Origin of the sequence: Asanoa sp. NPDC049475 (assembly GCF_040676915.1) — a bacterium.
GTDB lineage: Bacteria > Actinomycetota > Actinomycetes > Mycobacteriales > Micromonosporaceae > Asanoa.
Genome location: NZ_JBFAPY010000005.1, coordinates 325,219 through 341,943 on the forward strand (window position 1 = coordinate 325,219; position 16,725 = coordinate 341,943).

Consider the following 16,725-nt stretch of genomic DNA (forward strand, 5'->3'; position numbering starts at 1 on the left):
CGAAGTCCCCCTTCGCGGTCACGCCGGTCCGCGGATGCGCCTGCACCGATGATGACGTCCCGCATCCGAAAGGAATCGAACAGTGAAGACGAAGCAAGTCCTCGCTGCGTCGCTGGCCCTCTTGCTGACAGGCGCGATCGCGGCATGCGGTGGCGACGACGGCGGCGGCGGTGGCGAGAAGCCGACGAACTGCACCAACACCATCTCCAAGCCCGACGCCCCCGTGGTCACGCTGTGGGCCTGGTACCCCAACACGCAGCTCGTGGTCGACAACTTCAACAAGGCGCACGACGACGTCCAGGTCTGCTGGACGAACGCCGGCGCCGGTGGCGACGAGTACGACAAGTTCCAGACGGCGATCTCGGCCGGCAAGGGCGCTCCCGACGTGGTCATGCTGGAGGCGGACCGCATCGCCACCTTCCAGGTGCAGAAAGCCCTCGTGGACCTCACCGACAAGGGCTACCAGGACGTCAAGGCGAACTTCAGCGACGGCGCCTGGAAGGACCTCTCGGTCGGCTCGGGCGTCTACGGTGCGCCGATCGACGGTGGCCCGATGGGCATGATCTACCGCAAGGACATCTTCGACAAGTACAAGATCACCCCTCCGACCACCTGGGCCGAGTACGAGACCGCGGCCCAGAAGGTCAAGGACGCCGGCGGCCCGCTCTTCGGCGACTTCCCGGCGAACCAGCCGGCCTACGTCACGGCGCTGCTGTACCAGAACGGCGCGCAGCCGTTCACGTACGACCCCGCCAACAAGGGTGAGATCAGCATCAAGCTGAACGACGACGCCAGCAAGCAGGTGCTCGAGTACTGGGCCGGGCTGGTCAAGAAGGGCCTGGTCGGCAAGCAGGACCAGTTCACGCCCGAGTACATCGCGGGTGTGATCGGCGGCAAGTACGCCACCTACCTCTCGGCCGCGTGGGCACCGGGTTACCTCCAGGGTGCCGGCGTGGGCAAGGGCGCGGACGCGGGCGTGTGGGCCACGGCCCCGCTGCCGCAGTGGGACCCGGCCAACCCGGTCTCGGTGAACTGGGGCGGCTCCGCCTTCTCGGTCACCAGCCAGGCCAAGGACCCGGCGCTCGCGGCCAAGGTCGCGTTCGGGGTGTACGCCGACGACGCGTCGCTGAAGGACGGCTGGGAGAACCAGATCATCTTCCCGCTGAACCTCAAGGTGCTGAAGGACCCGGCGTTCATCGACGCAAAGGTCGCCTTCTTCGGTGGCCAGCAGGCCAACAAGGAGGTGTACGTCCCGGCGGCCAACGCCTACAAGGGCATGGTCTACACGCCGATCGGACAGTACTTCTACACGGCTTTCACGAAGCAGATCGCCGCGATCAACGACGGGTCCAAGACCGGATCCCAGGCCGCGGACGCGCTGCAGGACGACGTCGTGAAGTACGCGAAAGAGCAAGGGCTCACCGTCAAGTGATCTGATCCGGCGGGCCGGTCCGTGACTGGGCCGGCCCGCCGCTCCATCCCATCCCCGGAGACATCATGACCGCCTCGACCAGCGGCCCCGTCCCGACGAAGGGGCGGCGACCCACGCCCCTGTCCGACGACGGCGTGACCGCCGCGACCACCGGCGACGTGCCGACGAGGAAACGTCGTCGCCGCACGAACGCACGGCAGAACCTGGCCGGATGGCTCTTCGTCGGACCGTTCGGCATCATCTTCCTCGCCCTGCTGGTGCTCCCGATCGGCTATGCGCTCTATCTGAGCCTGTTCCAGAAGACGCTGATCACTGGCACCACGTTCGCCGGCTTCGACAACTACATCAAGGCGTTCGGCGATCCCTCGTTCATCAAGGGGGTGTGGTTCGTCGTCCGGTTCTCGCTCGTGCTCATCCCGCTCCAGATGGCCATCTCGTTGGCCATCGCGCTGATCCTCGACACGGTGACGAGCAAGTTCTCCCGGTTCTCGCGCCTCATGATCTTCCTGCCGTACGCGATCCCCACCGTGATCGGCGCCCTGATGTGGGGCTTCCTCTACAGCCGGAACTTCGGCCCGATCGCCGACGTCTTCGGCGCCTTCGGCGCGACAGGACCGGACCTCCTCAGCGGCAACATGATCTTCTACGGCCTGCTGAACGTCGTGACCTGGCAATGGGCCGGCTACTACATGATCATCCTGTACGCCGCGCTGCAGGGCATCGATCCGACGCTCTACGAGGCGGCCCGCATCGACGGCGCGTCCACGTGGCAGATCATCCTGCGAATCAAGATCCGGCTGCTCACTCCGGCGCTCGTCCTCATCCTGGTGTTCGCCCTGATCGGCACGCTGCAGTTCTTCAACGAACCGAAGATCCTCCAGCAGCTCGCCGCCGGCGCCATCCCGGACGACTTCACGCCGAACATGTACGCGTACCAGCAGGCGTTCACGCTGGCGAACAACAACTACAGCTCGACGATCTCCTTCGCGCTCGGTGCTGTCGTATTCATCTGCGTCTACGTCTTTATGTTCGCCACCCGCAAGCGAGGGAACTTCATGTCATGACCACCACCCACATCGAGCGCAGGCGAGCCCGCCGGACACCGCGGCACCTCCCGCTGCATATCGTGCTCGCGGCGCTGGTGATCTACTTCCTGATCCCCTTCTGGTGGGTCATCGTGAACAGCTCGAAGGACTCGGCCGCGCTGTTCGGCGGCACCAGCGCGCTCTGGTTCGCCCCCGACATCAACTACGTCGAGAACTTCAAACAGCTGTTCACCTACAACGGCGGCCTCTACGCGCGTTGGCTGGCGAACTCGGCGCTGTACGCGTTCGCCGGGGGCATCGGCGCGACCGTGCTGTCGGTGCTGGCCGGATACGGGTTCGCCAAGTACAGCTTCGTGGGCCGCCGCGCCAGCTTCTCGATCCTGCTGGGCGCGGTCATGGTGCCGGCGACCGCGCTCGTCATCCCGACCTTCATCCTGTTCTCCCGGGCGGGTCTGACGGACACGATCTGGTCGGTGATCCTGCCGACCCTGCTCAACCCGTTCGGCGTGTTCCTCGTCAACCTGTACGCGCGTGACTCCGTGCCCGACGAGCTCCTGGACGCGGCACGCGTGGACGGTGCCGGCGAGTTCAGGACGTTCGTCAAGGTCGCGCTGCCGCTCCTGCGGCCGGTGATCGTGACCGTGCTGCTGCTGTCGGTCGTGCAGTCGTGGAACAACTACTTCCTGCCGCTCGCGATGCTCGTCGACAACCGGCTGTTCCCGGTGACGGTCGGCATCGGTCTCTGGCAGTCCACGGCGTCCACGTACGGCGCAGCCGGGACCAACCTGTGGAGCATCATCATCCTCGGCTCGCTGGTCTCGATCATTCCGTTGATCATCGCGTTCCTCTCTCTCCAGCGCTACTGGCGAGGAGGGCTGACCGTTGGCTCCCTGAAATAGCCCGTTCGCGTCGCCAACATCGATCAGCCACTAACGAAACTGAGGACACCGTGATCTCCGCGCATCTCACCATCGACCCGCATTTCGTCGTAGGGCCGATCAACCGCAGGCTCTTCGGCTCCTTCGTCGAGCACCTCGGGCGATGCGTTTACGACGGCATCTACGAGCCGGAGCACCCCGACGCCGACAAGGAGGGGTACCGGCGCGACGTGATCGCGCTGGTCAAGGAGCTCGGAGTGAGCACCATCCGCTATCCCGGGGGCAACTTCGTCTCGGGTTACCGCTGGGAGGACGGCGTCGGGCCGCGCGAGACCCGACCCCGGCGCCTCGACCTCGCCTGGCACTCGACGGAGACCAACGAGGTCGGTCTCGACGAGTTCGCGAGCTGGCTCAAGAAGGTCGACAGCGAGCTCATGTACGCGGTGAACCTGGGCACGCGCGGCGTCCAGGACGCGCTCGACGTGCTCGAGTACGCGAACATCCGGTCGGGCACCACGCTCTCCGAGCAGCGGATCGCGAACGGCGCGGTCGAGCCGTACGACATCCGCATGTGGTGTCTGGGCAACGAGATGGACGGTCCGTGGCAGCTCGGGCACGGCTCTCCGGAGGAGTACGGGCAGCTGGCGGTCAAGACCGCGCGCGCCATGCGCCAGCTCGACCCGACGCTCGAGCTCGTGGTGTGCGGCAGCTCGAACGCGCAGATGCCGCTGTTCGGCAACTGGGAACGGGTGGTGCTCGAGGCGGCGTACGACGAGGTCGACTACATCTCGTGCCACGCCTACTACGAGCCGCACGACGGTGACTACGCGAGCTTCCTGGCGTCCGCCGTCAACATGGACCGGTTCATCGACTCGGTCGTGGCCACCGCCGACCACGTCAAGGCGGTGCGCGGCAGCAAGAAGACGATCAACGTCTCATTCGACGAATGGAACGTCTGGTACCACTCGCGCTACGCCGAGGTCGACCGCATCACCGGGATCGACGACTGGCCGGTCGCCCCGCGCCTGCTCGAGGATGCCTACTCCGTGGCCGACGCGGTGGTCGTCGGCAGCCTGCTCATCTCGTTGCTCCGGCATGCGGACCGGGTCACGTCGGCGAGCCTCGCGCAGCTGGTGAACGTGATCGCGCCGATCATGACCGAGCCCGGCGGTCCGGCCTGGCGGCAGACGACGTTCTTCCCGTTCGCGCTGACGTCGCGGCTCGCTCGCGGAGTGACCCTGGAGCTCAAGCTGGAGAGCCCGACCTACACCACCGCGCTGCACGGTGAGGTCAGCCTGGTCGACGCGGTCGCGACGCACGACCCGGACACGGGCGACACCGCGGTCTTCATGGTCAACCGCAGCCTCACCGAGACCGTCGAGCTGGCGGTCGACGTCAGAAACCTCGGCCAGGTGGCGGTCGTCGACGCCGAGACCCTGCACGACGACGACATCCACGCGAAGAACACGCTCGACGACCCGGAGCGCGTCGGCCTGGCGCCGAACACCTCGCACTCCATCACCGACGGCACGCTGCGGATCACGTTGCCGCCGGTGTCGTGGACCGCGGTGACGCTCCACTAACGAACGGTGCACTGCCTGCCCCGCCACCGACCTGGCGGGGCAGGCGGCTACGACAGCGCGGCGGTCGCGTCGCGCTCCAGCAGTTCATAGCCGAACGTCCGGCAGATCGCGAGCGCCTGTTCGGCGTAGTCGTCGCCGCCGGTCGTGCCCTTCTGCCGGTGTGCCCGGGCCAGGCCGATCAACGCCTGCGCCTCGGCGTGCCGCGCGCCGTCGCCGCGGGCCAGGGCGAGCACCTGTCGAAGGCGTGCGATGGCCAGGTCGGTATCGCCGGTGCGCAGGTCGAGCCCGCCGCTGGCGATCAGGGCGTGCGCCTCGACCCAGCGGTCGCCGACCTCGCGCGCGATGGCCAGGGCCTGCCCGGCCATCTCCCGGGCGGTGTCCGTGTGCCCGATCGTGCCGTTGGCCGTCGCCAGCAACCGCAGCGTGTCCGCTTCGCAGCTGCGTGCCCCCAGCCGGCGATGGGTCTCCAACGCGGTGGTGAGGTAGGCCAACGCCTCCTGGGGGCGGCCGAGGAGCAGGAGTGCCTCGCCGATGCAGCCGTGTGCGGTGCCCTGTCCGTGCCAGTGACCGACGACCGCTTCGAGCTCCACGACCTGCCCGCAGTGCGCGATCGCCTCGGCCAGCCGGCCCTGTTGCAGCCGGATATTGCCGAGGTTGGCGAGCCGGGCGAGCCGGCCGGCGGTGCGGCCGATGCGGATGTCGATGTCGAGCGCCTCGACCGTGTGCCGGGCCGCACGGTCGAGGTCGCCGGTCTCGAATGCGACGTGGGCGAGGTTGCTCAGCGCGCTGGCCTCTCCTTCCGCCCATCCGGCGGTGCGGGCGAAGCCCAGCGCCTGGCCGAACTCCTCGAGCGCGGCGGGGTAGCGGCTCGCCGCCAACAGCACCGTGGCCCGGCTCAGGTGGGCCGCGGCCAGGCCGAGGGGGTTGCCGTCGGCCTGGGCATGAGCGAGCGCGGCCTCCGTGACAGGCAACCAGGCGGCCGACGGCGCCGTGAAGTCGAGGTGCCACCGCAGCTGGTCCGCGAGCCGCCAGGCCGCCTCACGGTGCTCGGGGCCGGCGGCCATGATCGCCGCGATGATGTTGTCTCGCTCCGCCTCCACCCAGTCGGAGGCGTCCTTCTCGGACTCGACGTCGACATCGCCCGGCGGGTACGGCAACCGCACCACGTGCGGGTAGAGGCGGTCGGCGACCGCGTTCATGGTCGACAGGTAATGGGCGTAGAGGCGGTCGAGGGCGGCGCGGGCGTCGGGGTCGTCGCCGGACCGGCGCTGGGCATAGAGCCGGACCAGGTCGTGCCATCGGTACTGGCCGCCGCCGGTCGGTTCGAGGAGATGGGCGCGGGCGAGGGTGTCGAGCAGCGTTTCGGCCTCGGCGGTGGGAACCGCGGCGAGGGCGCCGGCGCCGGACGCGGTGACCAGGTCCCCGGGGGCGACGCCGAGGAGCCGGAACAACCGGCGGGGCGCCGGGTCGAGCGCACGGTACGACAGGTCGAACGCGGTCACCGTGGCAGTCGTCGCGTCCCCGGCGACGGTCAGCGCGGCCAGCCGATCACCGGCGGCGAGGCGCGCGTTGTAGTCGGCCACCGGCGTCGACCGGGCGCGCAGGTTGGCGGCGGCGATACGGATCGCCAACGGCAGGTATCCGCACAGCCGGGCCAGCTCGGCGCTGTCCGCGGCGCCCGCACCCGGCACGAGAGCGCGCACCAGCGCCTGGGCCTCGACCGGCGCGAGGACGCCCAGCCGGAGCGCGGCGGCACCCTCCCGCGCGGTCAGCCCACGAAGCTGGTCCCGGCTCGTCACCACGACCATGCAGGCGCCGCCGCCGGGCAGCAGCGGGCGGACCTGGTCGGGCGCCGCCGCGTTGTCGAGGATGACCAGCAGCCGGCGCGCGGCGGTGACGCTGCGGTAGAGGCCCACCGCCTCGTCAGGTTCGGCTGGGATGTCCTCGGCCGGAACTCCCAACGCCTGAAGCAGGTGGGCGAGCGCGGCCGTCGGCTGGAGCGGGGGACGCGGTGAGCTGCCCCGCAGGTCCAGGTAGAGCTGGCCGTCGGGGAACCGGTCGCGGACGCTCTGCCCCCACCGCACGGCCAGGGCGGTCTTGCCGACGCCGGGCAGTCCGGTGATGACCACGGGCGGCACGGGCCGGTCGGCGACGAGGGCGTCGAGGACGGCCAGCTCGCCGTCGCGACCCGAGAAGTCGGCGACCGCCGCCGGCAGCTGGGCGGGCGTGACCGGCGAGACCGCCGGCGCCGCCAGCGTCCGGTCGTCGGTGAGCACCGCGTGCTCGAGGTCGCGCAGGTCAGGGCCGGGCTCTATGCCGAACTCCGCGACCAGTGCCGCGCGGACGTTCCGGTAGACCTCTAGCGCCTCCGCCCGACGGCCACACCGGTAGAGCGCGATCATCAGGAGCTGGGACAGCCGCTCGCGCAGCGGCTGTTCGCGTGCCAGGGCGGCCAGCTCTTCGACGATCTCCGCGTGCTGGCCGAGCTCCAGCCGGGCACCGAACTGCTCCTCGCGGACGGCCAGCCGCAGCTGTTCGAGGCGGGCCGCCTCCGCGGCGACGGTCGGCGTGGCGGGCACGTCCGCCAGCGCCGGACCGTGCCACAGTGCGAGCGCGGCGGAGAGCTGGCGCGCCGCGTCGGCGATCCGGCCCTCCGCCAGGTAGTGCTTTCCGCTGCGGCTCAGCCGCTCGAACACGTCGATGTCGACCGCGTCGTCCGGGGTCACGAGCTCGTAGCCGGCGGCGCGGCTGACCACGTCGCCGGCGTCCGCGGCCCGCAGCAGCTGGCGCAGTCGCATCACGTACCCGTTGAGGGCCGTGCTGGCCGTGCGGGTCGGTCGTTCTCCCCAGATCTCGTCGACCAGTCGATCCTTCGGCACCGGTGCGCCGCGAGCCAGCAACACCGCCAGCAGGATCCGGTGGTGCGCCGCGGTGATCGGTGACCACCCCGCACCGTCCCAGACCCGCATCGGCCCGAGTGCTCGTATCCGCACCGTCTGGTCCCATCGCCCTGCCGGGGACATCGATGAATTATCCAACGGCTCGGGTCGCGTCGCGACCGGTGCGGCGGTTTATCGCGACTTTATCGCGGGCTCATCGGCGCGGACTACGTTCCGCCTGGGCGGGCGCCGGGGCCCGCCCGGACCACAAAGGAGAGTGACCAGATGCTCAGGTCGTCCGCCTTCGACGAGATGCCCGCCGCACAGCCACCGCCCTCGCGGGTGCCACCAAGGACTTTGGCCGCCTGCCTCGTCGTGTTCGGGCTGGTCGTCGCGTCCACCTTCGCGCCCAGGCTGACTCCGGTCGGCGAGCCGGCGGCCCGGGCGGCGGTGCGGGCCGAGCAGCAGCGGTTGGCCGCGGCCGGTTTGCCGTGCACCCGGGAGATCGCCGGCGCCGACTGGGTGCTGAACCCGTGCGTGCCCGACGGCAGCGCCTTGCCGGCGTTCGTCAATGCCGAGATCGACCGCCGGGACGGTGACTGCGACCCGGACCCGAGCGAGTCACCGTCGAGCCCGCCGGCGACCATGACTCCCGGACCGGTGGAGCCGACGACGACCGCTCTGCTCCTGCGGCAGGTCATGGGAGCGACCGTCGCGCCGGACCCGACGGGCACCGCGACACCGACGTCGTCGGCCAGCCCCGAGCCCACCGACAGCCCGTGCCAGTCCGGCTCGGCCGACCCGTCGGCCAGTGCGAGCCCGTCCGGTAGTGCCCATCCGTCGGAGAGCGCGAGCCCGTCGGGGAGTGCCGACCCGTCGGAGAGCGCCAGCCCTAGCGCCGACCCGTCGGACAGTGCCAGCCCGAGCGCGGACCCGTCGGACAGTGCCAGCCCGTCGGCCAGCGCTGACCCGTCCGGCAGTGCCAACCCCTCCGGGAGTGCGGACCCGTCCGGTAGCGCCAGCCCATCGGGGAGCGCCGACCCGTCGGGCAGCGCCAGTCCGACGGAGAGCGGGGAACCCTCGCCGACCGATCCGCAGACCCCACCGGGCGATCCGGGCAACCCGCCGGACCCCGGCCCGTCGAACCCGCCGAACCCGACCGGCTGCCCGGCGCTGCTCGGCCCCGAAGACTACGAGGACGTGCTGAAAGAGGCCGCTCCTGACCGGGTGGACTGCCGGGACGTCAGCAAGATCCCGAACCGCGACGCGGCCACGGTGCTGGTCGCGACCGGCGACTCCGTGACGTCGGCGCACCTGCAGCTGAGGTCGAGCGACAAGACCTGTGGCCATGTCTCCCAGGACCACCGCGGCCATCCCGGCAACAACGGCTTCTTCTCGTACGTCGGCCGTTATTTCAACGCCAACAAGAACGCGGTCGACTACTACAACTTCGCCCGGACCGGCTACTCGACGGGTCAGATCGTCGGCGCCGGCCCGAACGACGTCGACGCGTGCGGCTTCCCGTGGGGCCGCAACTCCTCGCCGCTGTCGATGGCCGAGGCCGAGGTGGTCAAGGCGAAGGAGGCCGGCCACGACGCCTACTTCGTCACCACCGGCGGCATCAACGACACCAACTGGACCGACGTGCTGAGGGCGCTGGCCTTCTGCCGAGGGCTCGAGTTCGTGGCCGACCGGTTGAGCCTTCACGTCAACTGGGCGAACCCGAGCGGAAAGGCCGGAATCTTCACCGAGGGCGGGGGATGCGTGCTGACGCTGCACAACCCGATCACCAACAAGGACACCAACCTGTCGGCCACCGTGCCGCGCTTCAACGGGCCTGACGTGTTCGCGGCCATCGGCAACAACGCCAACTCGATCGTCAACACCATGCTCGACGCCGGCGCCGACAAGGTCGTCTGGATGCTGTACTACGACATCGTCCCCGCGGTCACCGACGCCGGCACGGTCGCCGAGCTGATGATCCGTGCGCAGCTCCCGGACTGGATCGCCCACCGGGTGCCTAACCTGGGACCACGGATGATGCCGCTGATCGACCCGCTATGGATCGGCCAGGCACGCCAGGTGATGAGCGCGATCAACACCAACATCATCTTCAGCATGCCGCTGCACGACAACCTCCAGGTCGTCGCGCCGCCCGACCTCGCCCGCTTCGAGATGCAGGAGACCGGAGTCAGCGGATCGCCGCACCCGAACGCGACCGGACACGACAAGCTCGCCGTACGGCTCGCCGCTGGCTTCGACAGTCTGTGACCTAGCCACCGGCCCGGACGAGGGTCCCGTCATCCGAGGACGACGGGACCCTCGTGGTCGTCGTCGGGCAGCGTCCCGGCCGTGACGGCGGTGACGGTGAGGCCGGTCATGGTGGCCGAGCCGCGCAGCACGGTGCCGAAGGCGACGTCGGCCGCGTCGCGTCCGGTGGCGACCCGGATGAGGCTCGGCCTCGGTGCGAGCCGGGTCGCGTCCCAGGCCAGCCACGCGCCGTCGACGGCGGTCTCCGCCACGAGATGAAAGTCCATCGGGGAAAGGCCCGGCGCGTACACGGCGACCACCCGCGCCGGCACCTCGACCGCCCGGCACAGCGCGACCGTCAGGTGCGCGTAGTCGCGGCACACGCCGCGCCCGGCGAGCAGGGTGTCGACGGCATCGGTGGTCGGCCCGCTCGCCGCGCCGTCGTACACCAGCGAGTAGTGCACCTCGGCCACGATCCGCTGGACGGTCGCGAGCTCTCCGCCGCCACGGAACCGGGCGGCGTAGCCGGTGAGCCGGTCCGACGGACAGTAACGGCTGGGCAGCACCGCGTGGATTCGGTCGCGGAGGGTGGGCACCGGGTCGGCTCGAGCCTGGCTCGCCTCCTCCATCGTGTACGAGAGCAGCAGCCGCCCCGCACCGGCGGAAACCACGTGCGTCCGGCCGCTGAGCTGGTCGCCGGTCCCGTCGACCGGGGTCACCTCGACCGCGGTGCCGTCGACCGTGGCGGTGAGGGTCTCCCGCTCGGCGCACCCGGCGACCGCCACCTGGAAGGCGATCGTGGCGGTCTCGGGTACGTCGTAGGTCAGGCTGGCCGTTGCCGCGTTCACCGCCCAAGTGTGGCCGCCCCATGTTTCAAAGGACGGACCGTCACAACGGCGTTTTCCCCGGCTTGGTGCGCACCACGATGACCGTGGGGCCGTCGTTGTTGCCCAGCGCCGACGTGAACTCGCGCTCGAGCTGCGCGATGGTGTCGACCTCGACCGTGTCGCAGCCCAGTCCCCGCGCCTCGCCGGCGATGTCCAGGTCGGGCAGGTCCATGCCCGGCACGCCCGGCGTGTGCTCGAGCTCGGCGAACGACTTCAGGATCCCGTACTCGCCGTTGCGCATCGCGAGGAACACGATGGGCAGGTTGTGCTGCGCGGCGGTCCACAGCGCCTGGATCGAGTAGTGGAACGAGCCGTCGCCGATGATGCCGATGACAGGGCGGTCGTCGCCGCGCTTGCGCAGGCCCAGCGAGACTCCGACGGTGGCCGGCAGCGCCCAGCCGATGCCGCCGCTCGGCGTGCCGTAGAACGACTCCGGCTCGACGGTGGGCAACCACTCCGCGTGCTGCGCCATGGTCGACGTGGACTCGTTGAGGATGACCGCGTGCGGCGGGCGGAGCCGGCTCAAGGCGGCGAAGACCTCGTCCGGGGTCAGCGGGCTGCTTTCGGTCTTGGGCAGTTCGTGCGGCCAGGACAGGGGCTTGGGCGCTGTGCGGTCGCTGCCGTCGCCGACGAGCTCGGTGAGTGACTCCATCGCCAGGCGCGGGTCGCCGAGCAGGCTGTCACCGACGCGGGCGGCACCGGCCTGCATGGGGTCGTGGGTGATCTGGAGCAGGTCGGTGCCGTTGGGCAGGATGTCGCCCGCCACGTACGGGTAGTACCGGAACACCTCGGCGCCGATGACCACCACGAGGTCGTGCCCGGTGAGCCGGCTGCTGATCTCGGCGTACGACAGCCCCACCGGCCCCTGGTACAAGGGATGGTCCTCGGGGAAGGATCCACGGTCGCTCAGTGGAGCGCTGTAAACCGCCGCCTTGAGCTTCTCCGCCAACGCCACCGCGGCCTGCCAGCCGTGCGCGCGGTCCACGTCCGGGCCGATGATCAACGCCGGGGTGTGGGACTCGGTGATGCGGTCGGCGAAGTGGCGCAGCCGCTCGGGATCGGGTGCGATGAGAGTGCTGACCGAGCGCCGCACGGCGGGTCCTTCCAGCGGGCGGTCCCAGTCGTCGAGCGGAATGGACAGGTACACCGGTCCGGCGGGCGGCTGCAGCGCCATCGCGTACGCCCGCATGAACGCCTCCGGCACGTCTTCGGCGCGTGCCGGCTCGTACGACCATTTCACCCACGGCCGCGGCATGTTGGTCGCGTCGGGGTTGGCCAGGTATGGATCGCCGATCACCATTTCGCGGTGTTGCTGCCCGCTGGTGACGATCAGCGGGGTGTGACCCTTGTTGACCGCCACCATGTTGCCCATGCTGTTTCCGAGTCCGGCGACCGAGTGCAGGTTGACCAGCGCCGGCCGGCCGGTCGACTGGGCGAAACCGTCGGCGATCGCGATCGCCGACGCTTCCTGCAAGGCGAGAACGTAGGTGAAGTCGTCCGGGAAATCGGACAGGAACGTCTGCTCGGTCGATCCCGGATTGCCGAAGACCGTTGTCATACCGAGCGAACGCAGCAGGTCGTAGGTGACATTGTGGACAGTCGTCTTGGTGTTGTTGTCCATGGAACATGGGCTCCCCGCAACGGGGTGGACGCGGCGGCCCCGCGCGTCATCGCGCTGGGAGGTCGTCGTTAAGCGCGAACGCGCCGGCTGGCGGCGGCGTCCGGCGCATCGCTCACCAGCCGGACCATAAAGCCATGATGCTAGCCGCGAGCGGACCGGTGGCGATGGCGAACGGCGATACCCGTGGGAGCTTCCCACGCTGTGGTCGCACCGGCTAGAGGCGGTTGACGCTGGTCAGCCCAGGCGTGGACGGCACAGACAGGGCCGTGATCCAGCTCTGGATGCGCTCGGTCACGGCGCCGGCTGTCAGGCCGATCTCGGCGAGGATCTCGCCCCGCGTGCCGTGGTCGATCCACTCGGCGGGTACGCCCAGGTCCCGCAACGGGATGTCCAGCTCGTGGTCGCGCAGCAGCGTGGCGACCGCATCGCCGATGCCACCGTTGCGTACTCCGTCCTCGACGGTCACGACCAGCCGATGCGAGCCGGCCAGCCCGACGAGCTCCACGGGCACCGGGCGGACCCAGCGCGGGTCCACCACGGTCGCGCCGAAGCCCCGCTTCGCCAGCTCGGCCGCCACCGTCACCCCCAGGTGCGCGAAGGGTCCCACCGTGACGAGCAGGACGTCCTTGCGCCCGGGGGTCTCGGCGAGGACGTCGACGCCGCCGACGTGGCGCAGCGCGGGCAGCGCCGCCGGCACCGACCCGGTCGGGAACCGCACCACCGTCGGGCCGTCGTTGACCGCCACCGCCTCGCGCAGGGAGGTGCACAGCGTCTGGGCGTCGCGCGGCGCGGCCAACCGGAGGCCCGGCACGACGCCGAGGATGGACATGTCCCAGATCCCGTAGTGGCTCGGGCCGTCCGGCCCGGTGATGCCCGCCCGGTCGAGCACGAAGGTGACGGGCAGCTTGTGCAGCGCCACATCGAGCAGCACCTGGTCGAAAGCACGGTTGAGGAAGGTCGCGTAGAGGGCCACGACCGGGTGCAGCCCGGCCAGCGCGAGCCCGGCGGCGGACGTGGTCGCGTGCTGCTCGGCGATGCCGACGTCGAAGGCCCGGTCCGGATAGGCGGCGGCGAGTTTGTCGATGCCGGTCGACTCCGGCATGGCGGCGGTGATGCCGACGACGTCCGGCCGCTCCCGCGCGATCGCCACCAGCTCGTCGGCGAACACCTTCGTCCACTTGAGACTGCCTGCGGACAACGGCTTGCCCGTGGCCGGGTCGAAGGCGCCGGGCGAGTGGAACCGGTCAGCCTCGTCCTGCTCGGCCGGCGCGTAGCCGTAGCCCTTGCGGGTCACCGCGTGGACGATGACCGGGCCGCCGAAGGCTTTGGCTCGGGTGAGCGCCGACTCCATCGCCGCCACATCATGGCCGTCGACCGGCCCGACGTATTTGATCCCGAGATCTTCGAACATCGCCTGGGGTGCGACGGCGTCCTTGATGCCCTTCTTGACGGCGTGCAGCGTGTCGAACAACGCCTTGCCGACCAGCGGAGTGCGCTCCAACGCATCCTTGGTCAGCTCCAGCACCGTCTCATAGCTGGGGTTGAGGCGCAGCGAGGCGAGGTGGTCCGCTAGCCCACCGATGGTCGGCGCGTAGGAGCGGCCATTGTCATTGACAATGATGATCAGGCGATTGCCGGCGGCGGCGATGTTGTTGAGCGCCTCCCAGCACATGCCGCCGGTGAGCGCACCGTCGCCCACCAGCGCGACGACGTGCCGCGACTCGCCGCGCAAAGCGTAGGCCTTGGCCATCCCATCGGCATATGACAATGCGGTGGAGGCGTGACAGTTCTCGACGAGGTCGTGCACGCTCTCGGCCCGGCTCGGATATCCCGTGAGCCCACCCCGCTGCTTGAGCAGGTCGAACCCGTCCTGGCGGCCGGTCAGAATCTTGTGCACATAAGCCTGATGCCCGGTGTCGAAAATCAACCGGTCGCGCGGACTGTCAAAGACACGGTGCATCGCGAGCGTGAGCTCGACCACGCCGAGGTTCGGTCCGATGTGCCCGCCGGTGCGCGCCACTTTGGCGACGAGGAAATCCCGTATCTCGGCGCTCAGCACGGTCATCAGCTCAGGCGCCAGGGCCTTCAGGTCCTGGGGTCCACGGATCGTTTCCAGCAGTGTCTGCGCGTGCTCACCCATGGCTCCGAATTGTATCGGGCGCCCTCCCAGGGCTTGTCCCGAACGTTTCGACGTCCTGATAAGAGCGGCGCCCGGCCGGGGGAGGGGAAAGGGGTCCCGAGTCCATTGAGGATTCGCCAGGTGATCGTCGCAGCTTGAGCCGGGGTGATGGCCTGTCTAAGTTTTGCCTCGCCGGCCGGCGAGGGCCGCGAACACCTGGCGGCGCGGTTGAAGGCCACGTATTGCATATCGCGCAACGGGCATCACCGTCATGCGCAATTGAGTCTTGACAGCGTTGCATATGTCAATACGATCGTTGCACGGGGGATCGCACCCCAGGCCCTTCCGTCCGGGTCTGGCGGTTCTTGTCCGATGTAGGGAGTAGCACATGCACGTGGCACATCCCCATCGCCTGTCGGCATCCCGCTCGCGTTCGCGGTTACGAATGTCCTTTCTGGCCGGTCTGGCGATCGCGGGAACGCTGGCCGCCGGAGCCGCCGCGGCGCCGGCGGCAGCGGCGCCGTCCGCTCCGTTGGGTCCGAAGGTCATCAAGACCGACGCTCCGCCGACCGGCTACCAGGTCACCTTCCGTTACCAGGCGCCGGAAGGCGTCAACGCCGTGCACATCTACGGCGACTGGTTCTTCTCCCGACCCGAGAACGTGACGTGCAACGACTGTGGCGACGCCCGTCCGCCGTCGCAGTGGCAGGCCGGCGACATCGCGGCGACGCCGTGGCACATCCTGCCGATGAGCAAGGGTGCCGACGGGGTCTGGGCGGCCACCGTCCCGTTGCCCGGCGGCACGTTCCGGTACGCGTTCACGCACGACTGCACGAACGAGCTCGCGACCGGGTGCACCCTGCACGACGACCCGGCCAACCCGTGGCAGATCCAGCCGCAGTACCCGGGTGCCCCGGGTGCGGTGCGCAGCACGATCTACGTGCCGCCGAGCTCGACCTTCCCCACCTATGACAACGCGTACCAGGAGCCGACCAAGGCCAACAAGTCCGGGACGCTGGAGACGCGGCGCTATCCGTCGCCGTTGTCGACGAACCCGGCCGGGGTGCACGACATCGTCGTCTACACGCCGTACGGCTACGACCCGAACCGGGCCACGCCGTACCCGACGCTGTATCTGAGCCACGGGTCAGGTGACCACTCGACCGCGTGGACGATGCAGGGCGTGGCCCACTACATCCTCGAGAACGCCGTCAAGGACAAGGCCGCCCAGCAGATGGTGATCGTCTCGACGGACTTCAACGGTCTGCCGGGTGGGAACCAGGGCTTCGCGAACGAGTTGCGCAACAACGTCATTCCGTTCGTGGAGCAGAACTACAACGTCTCGAACCGTTCGCAGGACCGGGCGTTCGCCGGATTCTCGGCCGGTGGCAGTCGGGCCTTCACCATCCTGTACGACAACACCGAGCTGTTCGGCTACCACGCGGCGTGGAGCTCGGGCGGTCCCGTGGCCAACCAGGCGCAGATCGACCGGATGAAGGCCATTCCCGGCGGGATCATGATCGGCACCGGACTGCAGGACCGCCTGGGCAACATCGCGCAGGCCTCGATCGCCCGGGCGGCGGCGCTGCGCGCGGCGGGTGTGACGCTGGACGAGTACAACGTGCCCGGCGTCCACACGTGGCACGTGTGGCGTCCGTTGCTGAACCACTACATCCGCAACGTGGCGTTCCGTACCACGACGACCGGGCTGACCATCGCGACGGCGCCGGTCAACCAGAACAACGTCAGGCTCACCGCCACCGCGACGGTCGAGCCCGTCACGGCCAACACCGCCGTGCCGACCGGCAAGGTGGACTTCTACGCCGGTGAGAACTTCCTCGGATCGGGCAAGCTGCAAAACGGCGTCGCCACGATCAGCAGGACGTTCCACCGCGGCCTGCTCGACGACGGCCCGGTGACCGCCCGCTACCAGGGCGACAAGCTCTTCAACGCCGACACCAGCGACGGCATCGACGCCCTCTGACGAATGGACCCGGCCGTGCGGTGGTCCTCGGCACCGAGGACCACCG

11 protein-coding genes are annotated in these 16,725 nt (G+C 69.5%); 6 read left to right on the top strand and 5 right to left on the bottom strand.

Features of this window, described 5'->3' with window-relative positions:
• The first annotated feature begins 82 nt into the window (after window positions 1-82).
• The 4 genes from AB0J88_RS21525 to AB0J88_RS21540 all read left to right on the top strand — a co-directional run bounded on the left by AB0J88_RS21525 (window position 83) and on the right by AB0J88_RS21540 (window position 4,939).
• Window positions 83-1,432 carry an extracellular solute-binding protein gene (locus AB0J88_RS21525; protein ID WP_364353862.1) on the top strand — a complete coding sequence of 450 codons (1,350 nt, stop codon included), beginning with the start codon at window positions 83-85 and terminating at the stop codon, window positions 1,430-1,432.
• A 65-nt stretch (window positions 1,433-1,497) separates the two neighbouring features.
• On the top strand, window positions 1,498-2,496 hold the full coding sequence (locus AB0J88_RS21530) for a sugar ABC transporter permease (protein ID WP_364353864.1): 999 nt from the start codon (window positions 1,498-1,500) through the stop codon (window positions 2,494-2,496).
• The gene (locus tag AB0J88_RS21535; RefSeq protein WP_364353866.1) at window positions 2,493-3,377 is read left to right on the top strand and encodes a carbohydrate ABC transporter permease; all 885 of its coding nucleotides are present in this window, start codon (window positions 2,493-2,495) and stop codon (window positions 3,375-3,377) included. Before AB0J88_RS21530 ends, AB0J88_RS21535 begins: the two co-directional genes overlap by 4 nt.
• A gap of 50 nt (window positions 3,378-3,427) precedes the next feature.
• Window positions 3,428-4,939 (top strand): alpha-N-arabinofuranosidase, encoded by a 1,512-nt coding sequence (locus AB0J88_RS21540; protein WP_364353869.1) that lies wholly within the window; start codon window positions 3,428-3,430, stop codon window positions 4,937-4,939.
• A 47-nt stretch (window positions 4,940-4,986) separates the two neighbouring features.
• Here the strand turns inward: AB0J88_RS21540 and AB0J88_RS21545 are convergent, their stop codons facing one another.
• Both AB0J88_RS21545 and AB0J88_RS21550 read right to left on the bottom strand, forming a co-directional pair.
• On the bottom strand, window positions 4,987-7,962 hold the full coding sequence (locus tag AB0J88_RS21545) for a BTAD domain-containing putative transcriptional regulator (protein ID WP_364353872.1): 2,976 nt from the start codon (window positions 7,960-7,962) through the stop codon (window positions 4,987-4,989).
• Window positions 7,963-8,045: 83 nt separating this feature from the next.
• Window positions 8,046-8,939, bottom strand: a complete 894-nt coding sequence (locus tag AB0J88_RS21550) for a hypothetical protein (protein ID WP_364353875.1) — start codon at window positions 8,937-8,939, stop codon at window positions 8,046-8,048.
• A 79-nt stretch (window positions 8,940-9,018) separates the two neighbouring features.
• Here AB0J88_RS21550 and AB0J88_RS21555 point away from each other — a divergent pair, with 79 nt between their 5' ends.
• Complete coding sequence (locus AB0J88_RS21555; RefSeq protein WP_364353878.1) at window positions 9,019-10,089, top strand: hypothetical protein; 1,071 nt, start codon at window positions 9,019-9,021, stop codon at window positions 10,087-10,089.
• A 29-nt stretch (window positions 10,090-10,118) separates the two neighbouring features.
• Here AB0J88_RS21555 and AB0J88_RS21560 read toward each other — a convergent pair whose 3' ends face one another.
• The 3 genes from AB0J88_RS21560 to dxs all read right to left on the bottom strand — a co-directional run bounded on the left by AB0J88_RS21560 (window position 10,119) and on the right by dxs (window position 14,716).
• Entirely contained in the window at window positions 10,119-10,916 is a 798-nt protein-coding gene (locus tag AB0J88_RS21560; protein ID WP_364353881.1) for a transglutaminase family protein, read from the bottom strand.
• A 40-nt stretch (window positions 10,917-10,956) separates the two neighbouring features.
• A complete protein-coding gene (mdlC, locus tag AB0J88_RS21565) occupies window positions 10,957-12,576 on the bottom strand; it encodes a benzoylformate decarboxylase (RefSeq protein ID WP_364353884.1) in 1,620 nt (539 codons plus the stop codon).
• A 214-nt stretch (window positions 12,577-12,790) separates the two neighbouring features.
• Entirely contained in the window at window positions 12,791-14,716 is a 1,926-nt protein-coding gene (gene dxs / locus AB0J88_RS21570) for a 1-deoxy-D-xylulose-5-phosphate synthase (protein ID WP_364353887.1), read from the bottom strand.
• 424 nt (window positions 14,717-15,140) lie between these two features.
• On the opposite strand from dxs, the gene AB0J88_RS21575 reads away from it, so the two are divergent.
• Window positions 15,141-16,679 (top strand): alpha/beta hydrolase-fold protein, encoded by a 1,539-nt coding sequence (locus AB0J88_RS21575; protein WP_364353890.1) that lies wholly within the window; start codon window positions 15,141-15,143, stop codon window positions 16,677-16,679.
• The last annotated feature ends 46 nt before the right edge of the window (window positions 16,680-16,725 follow it).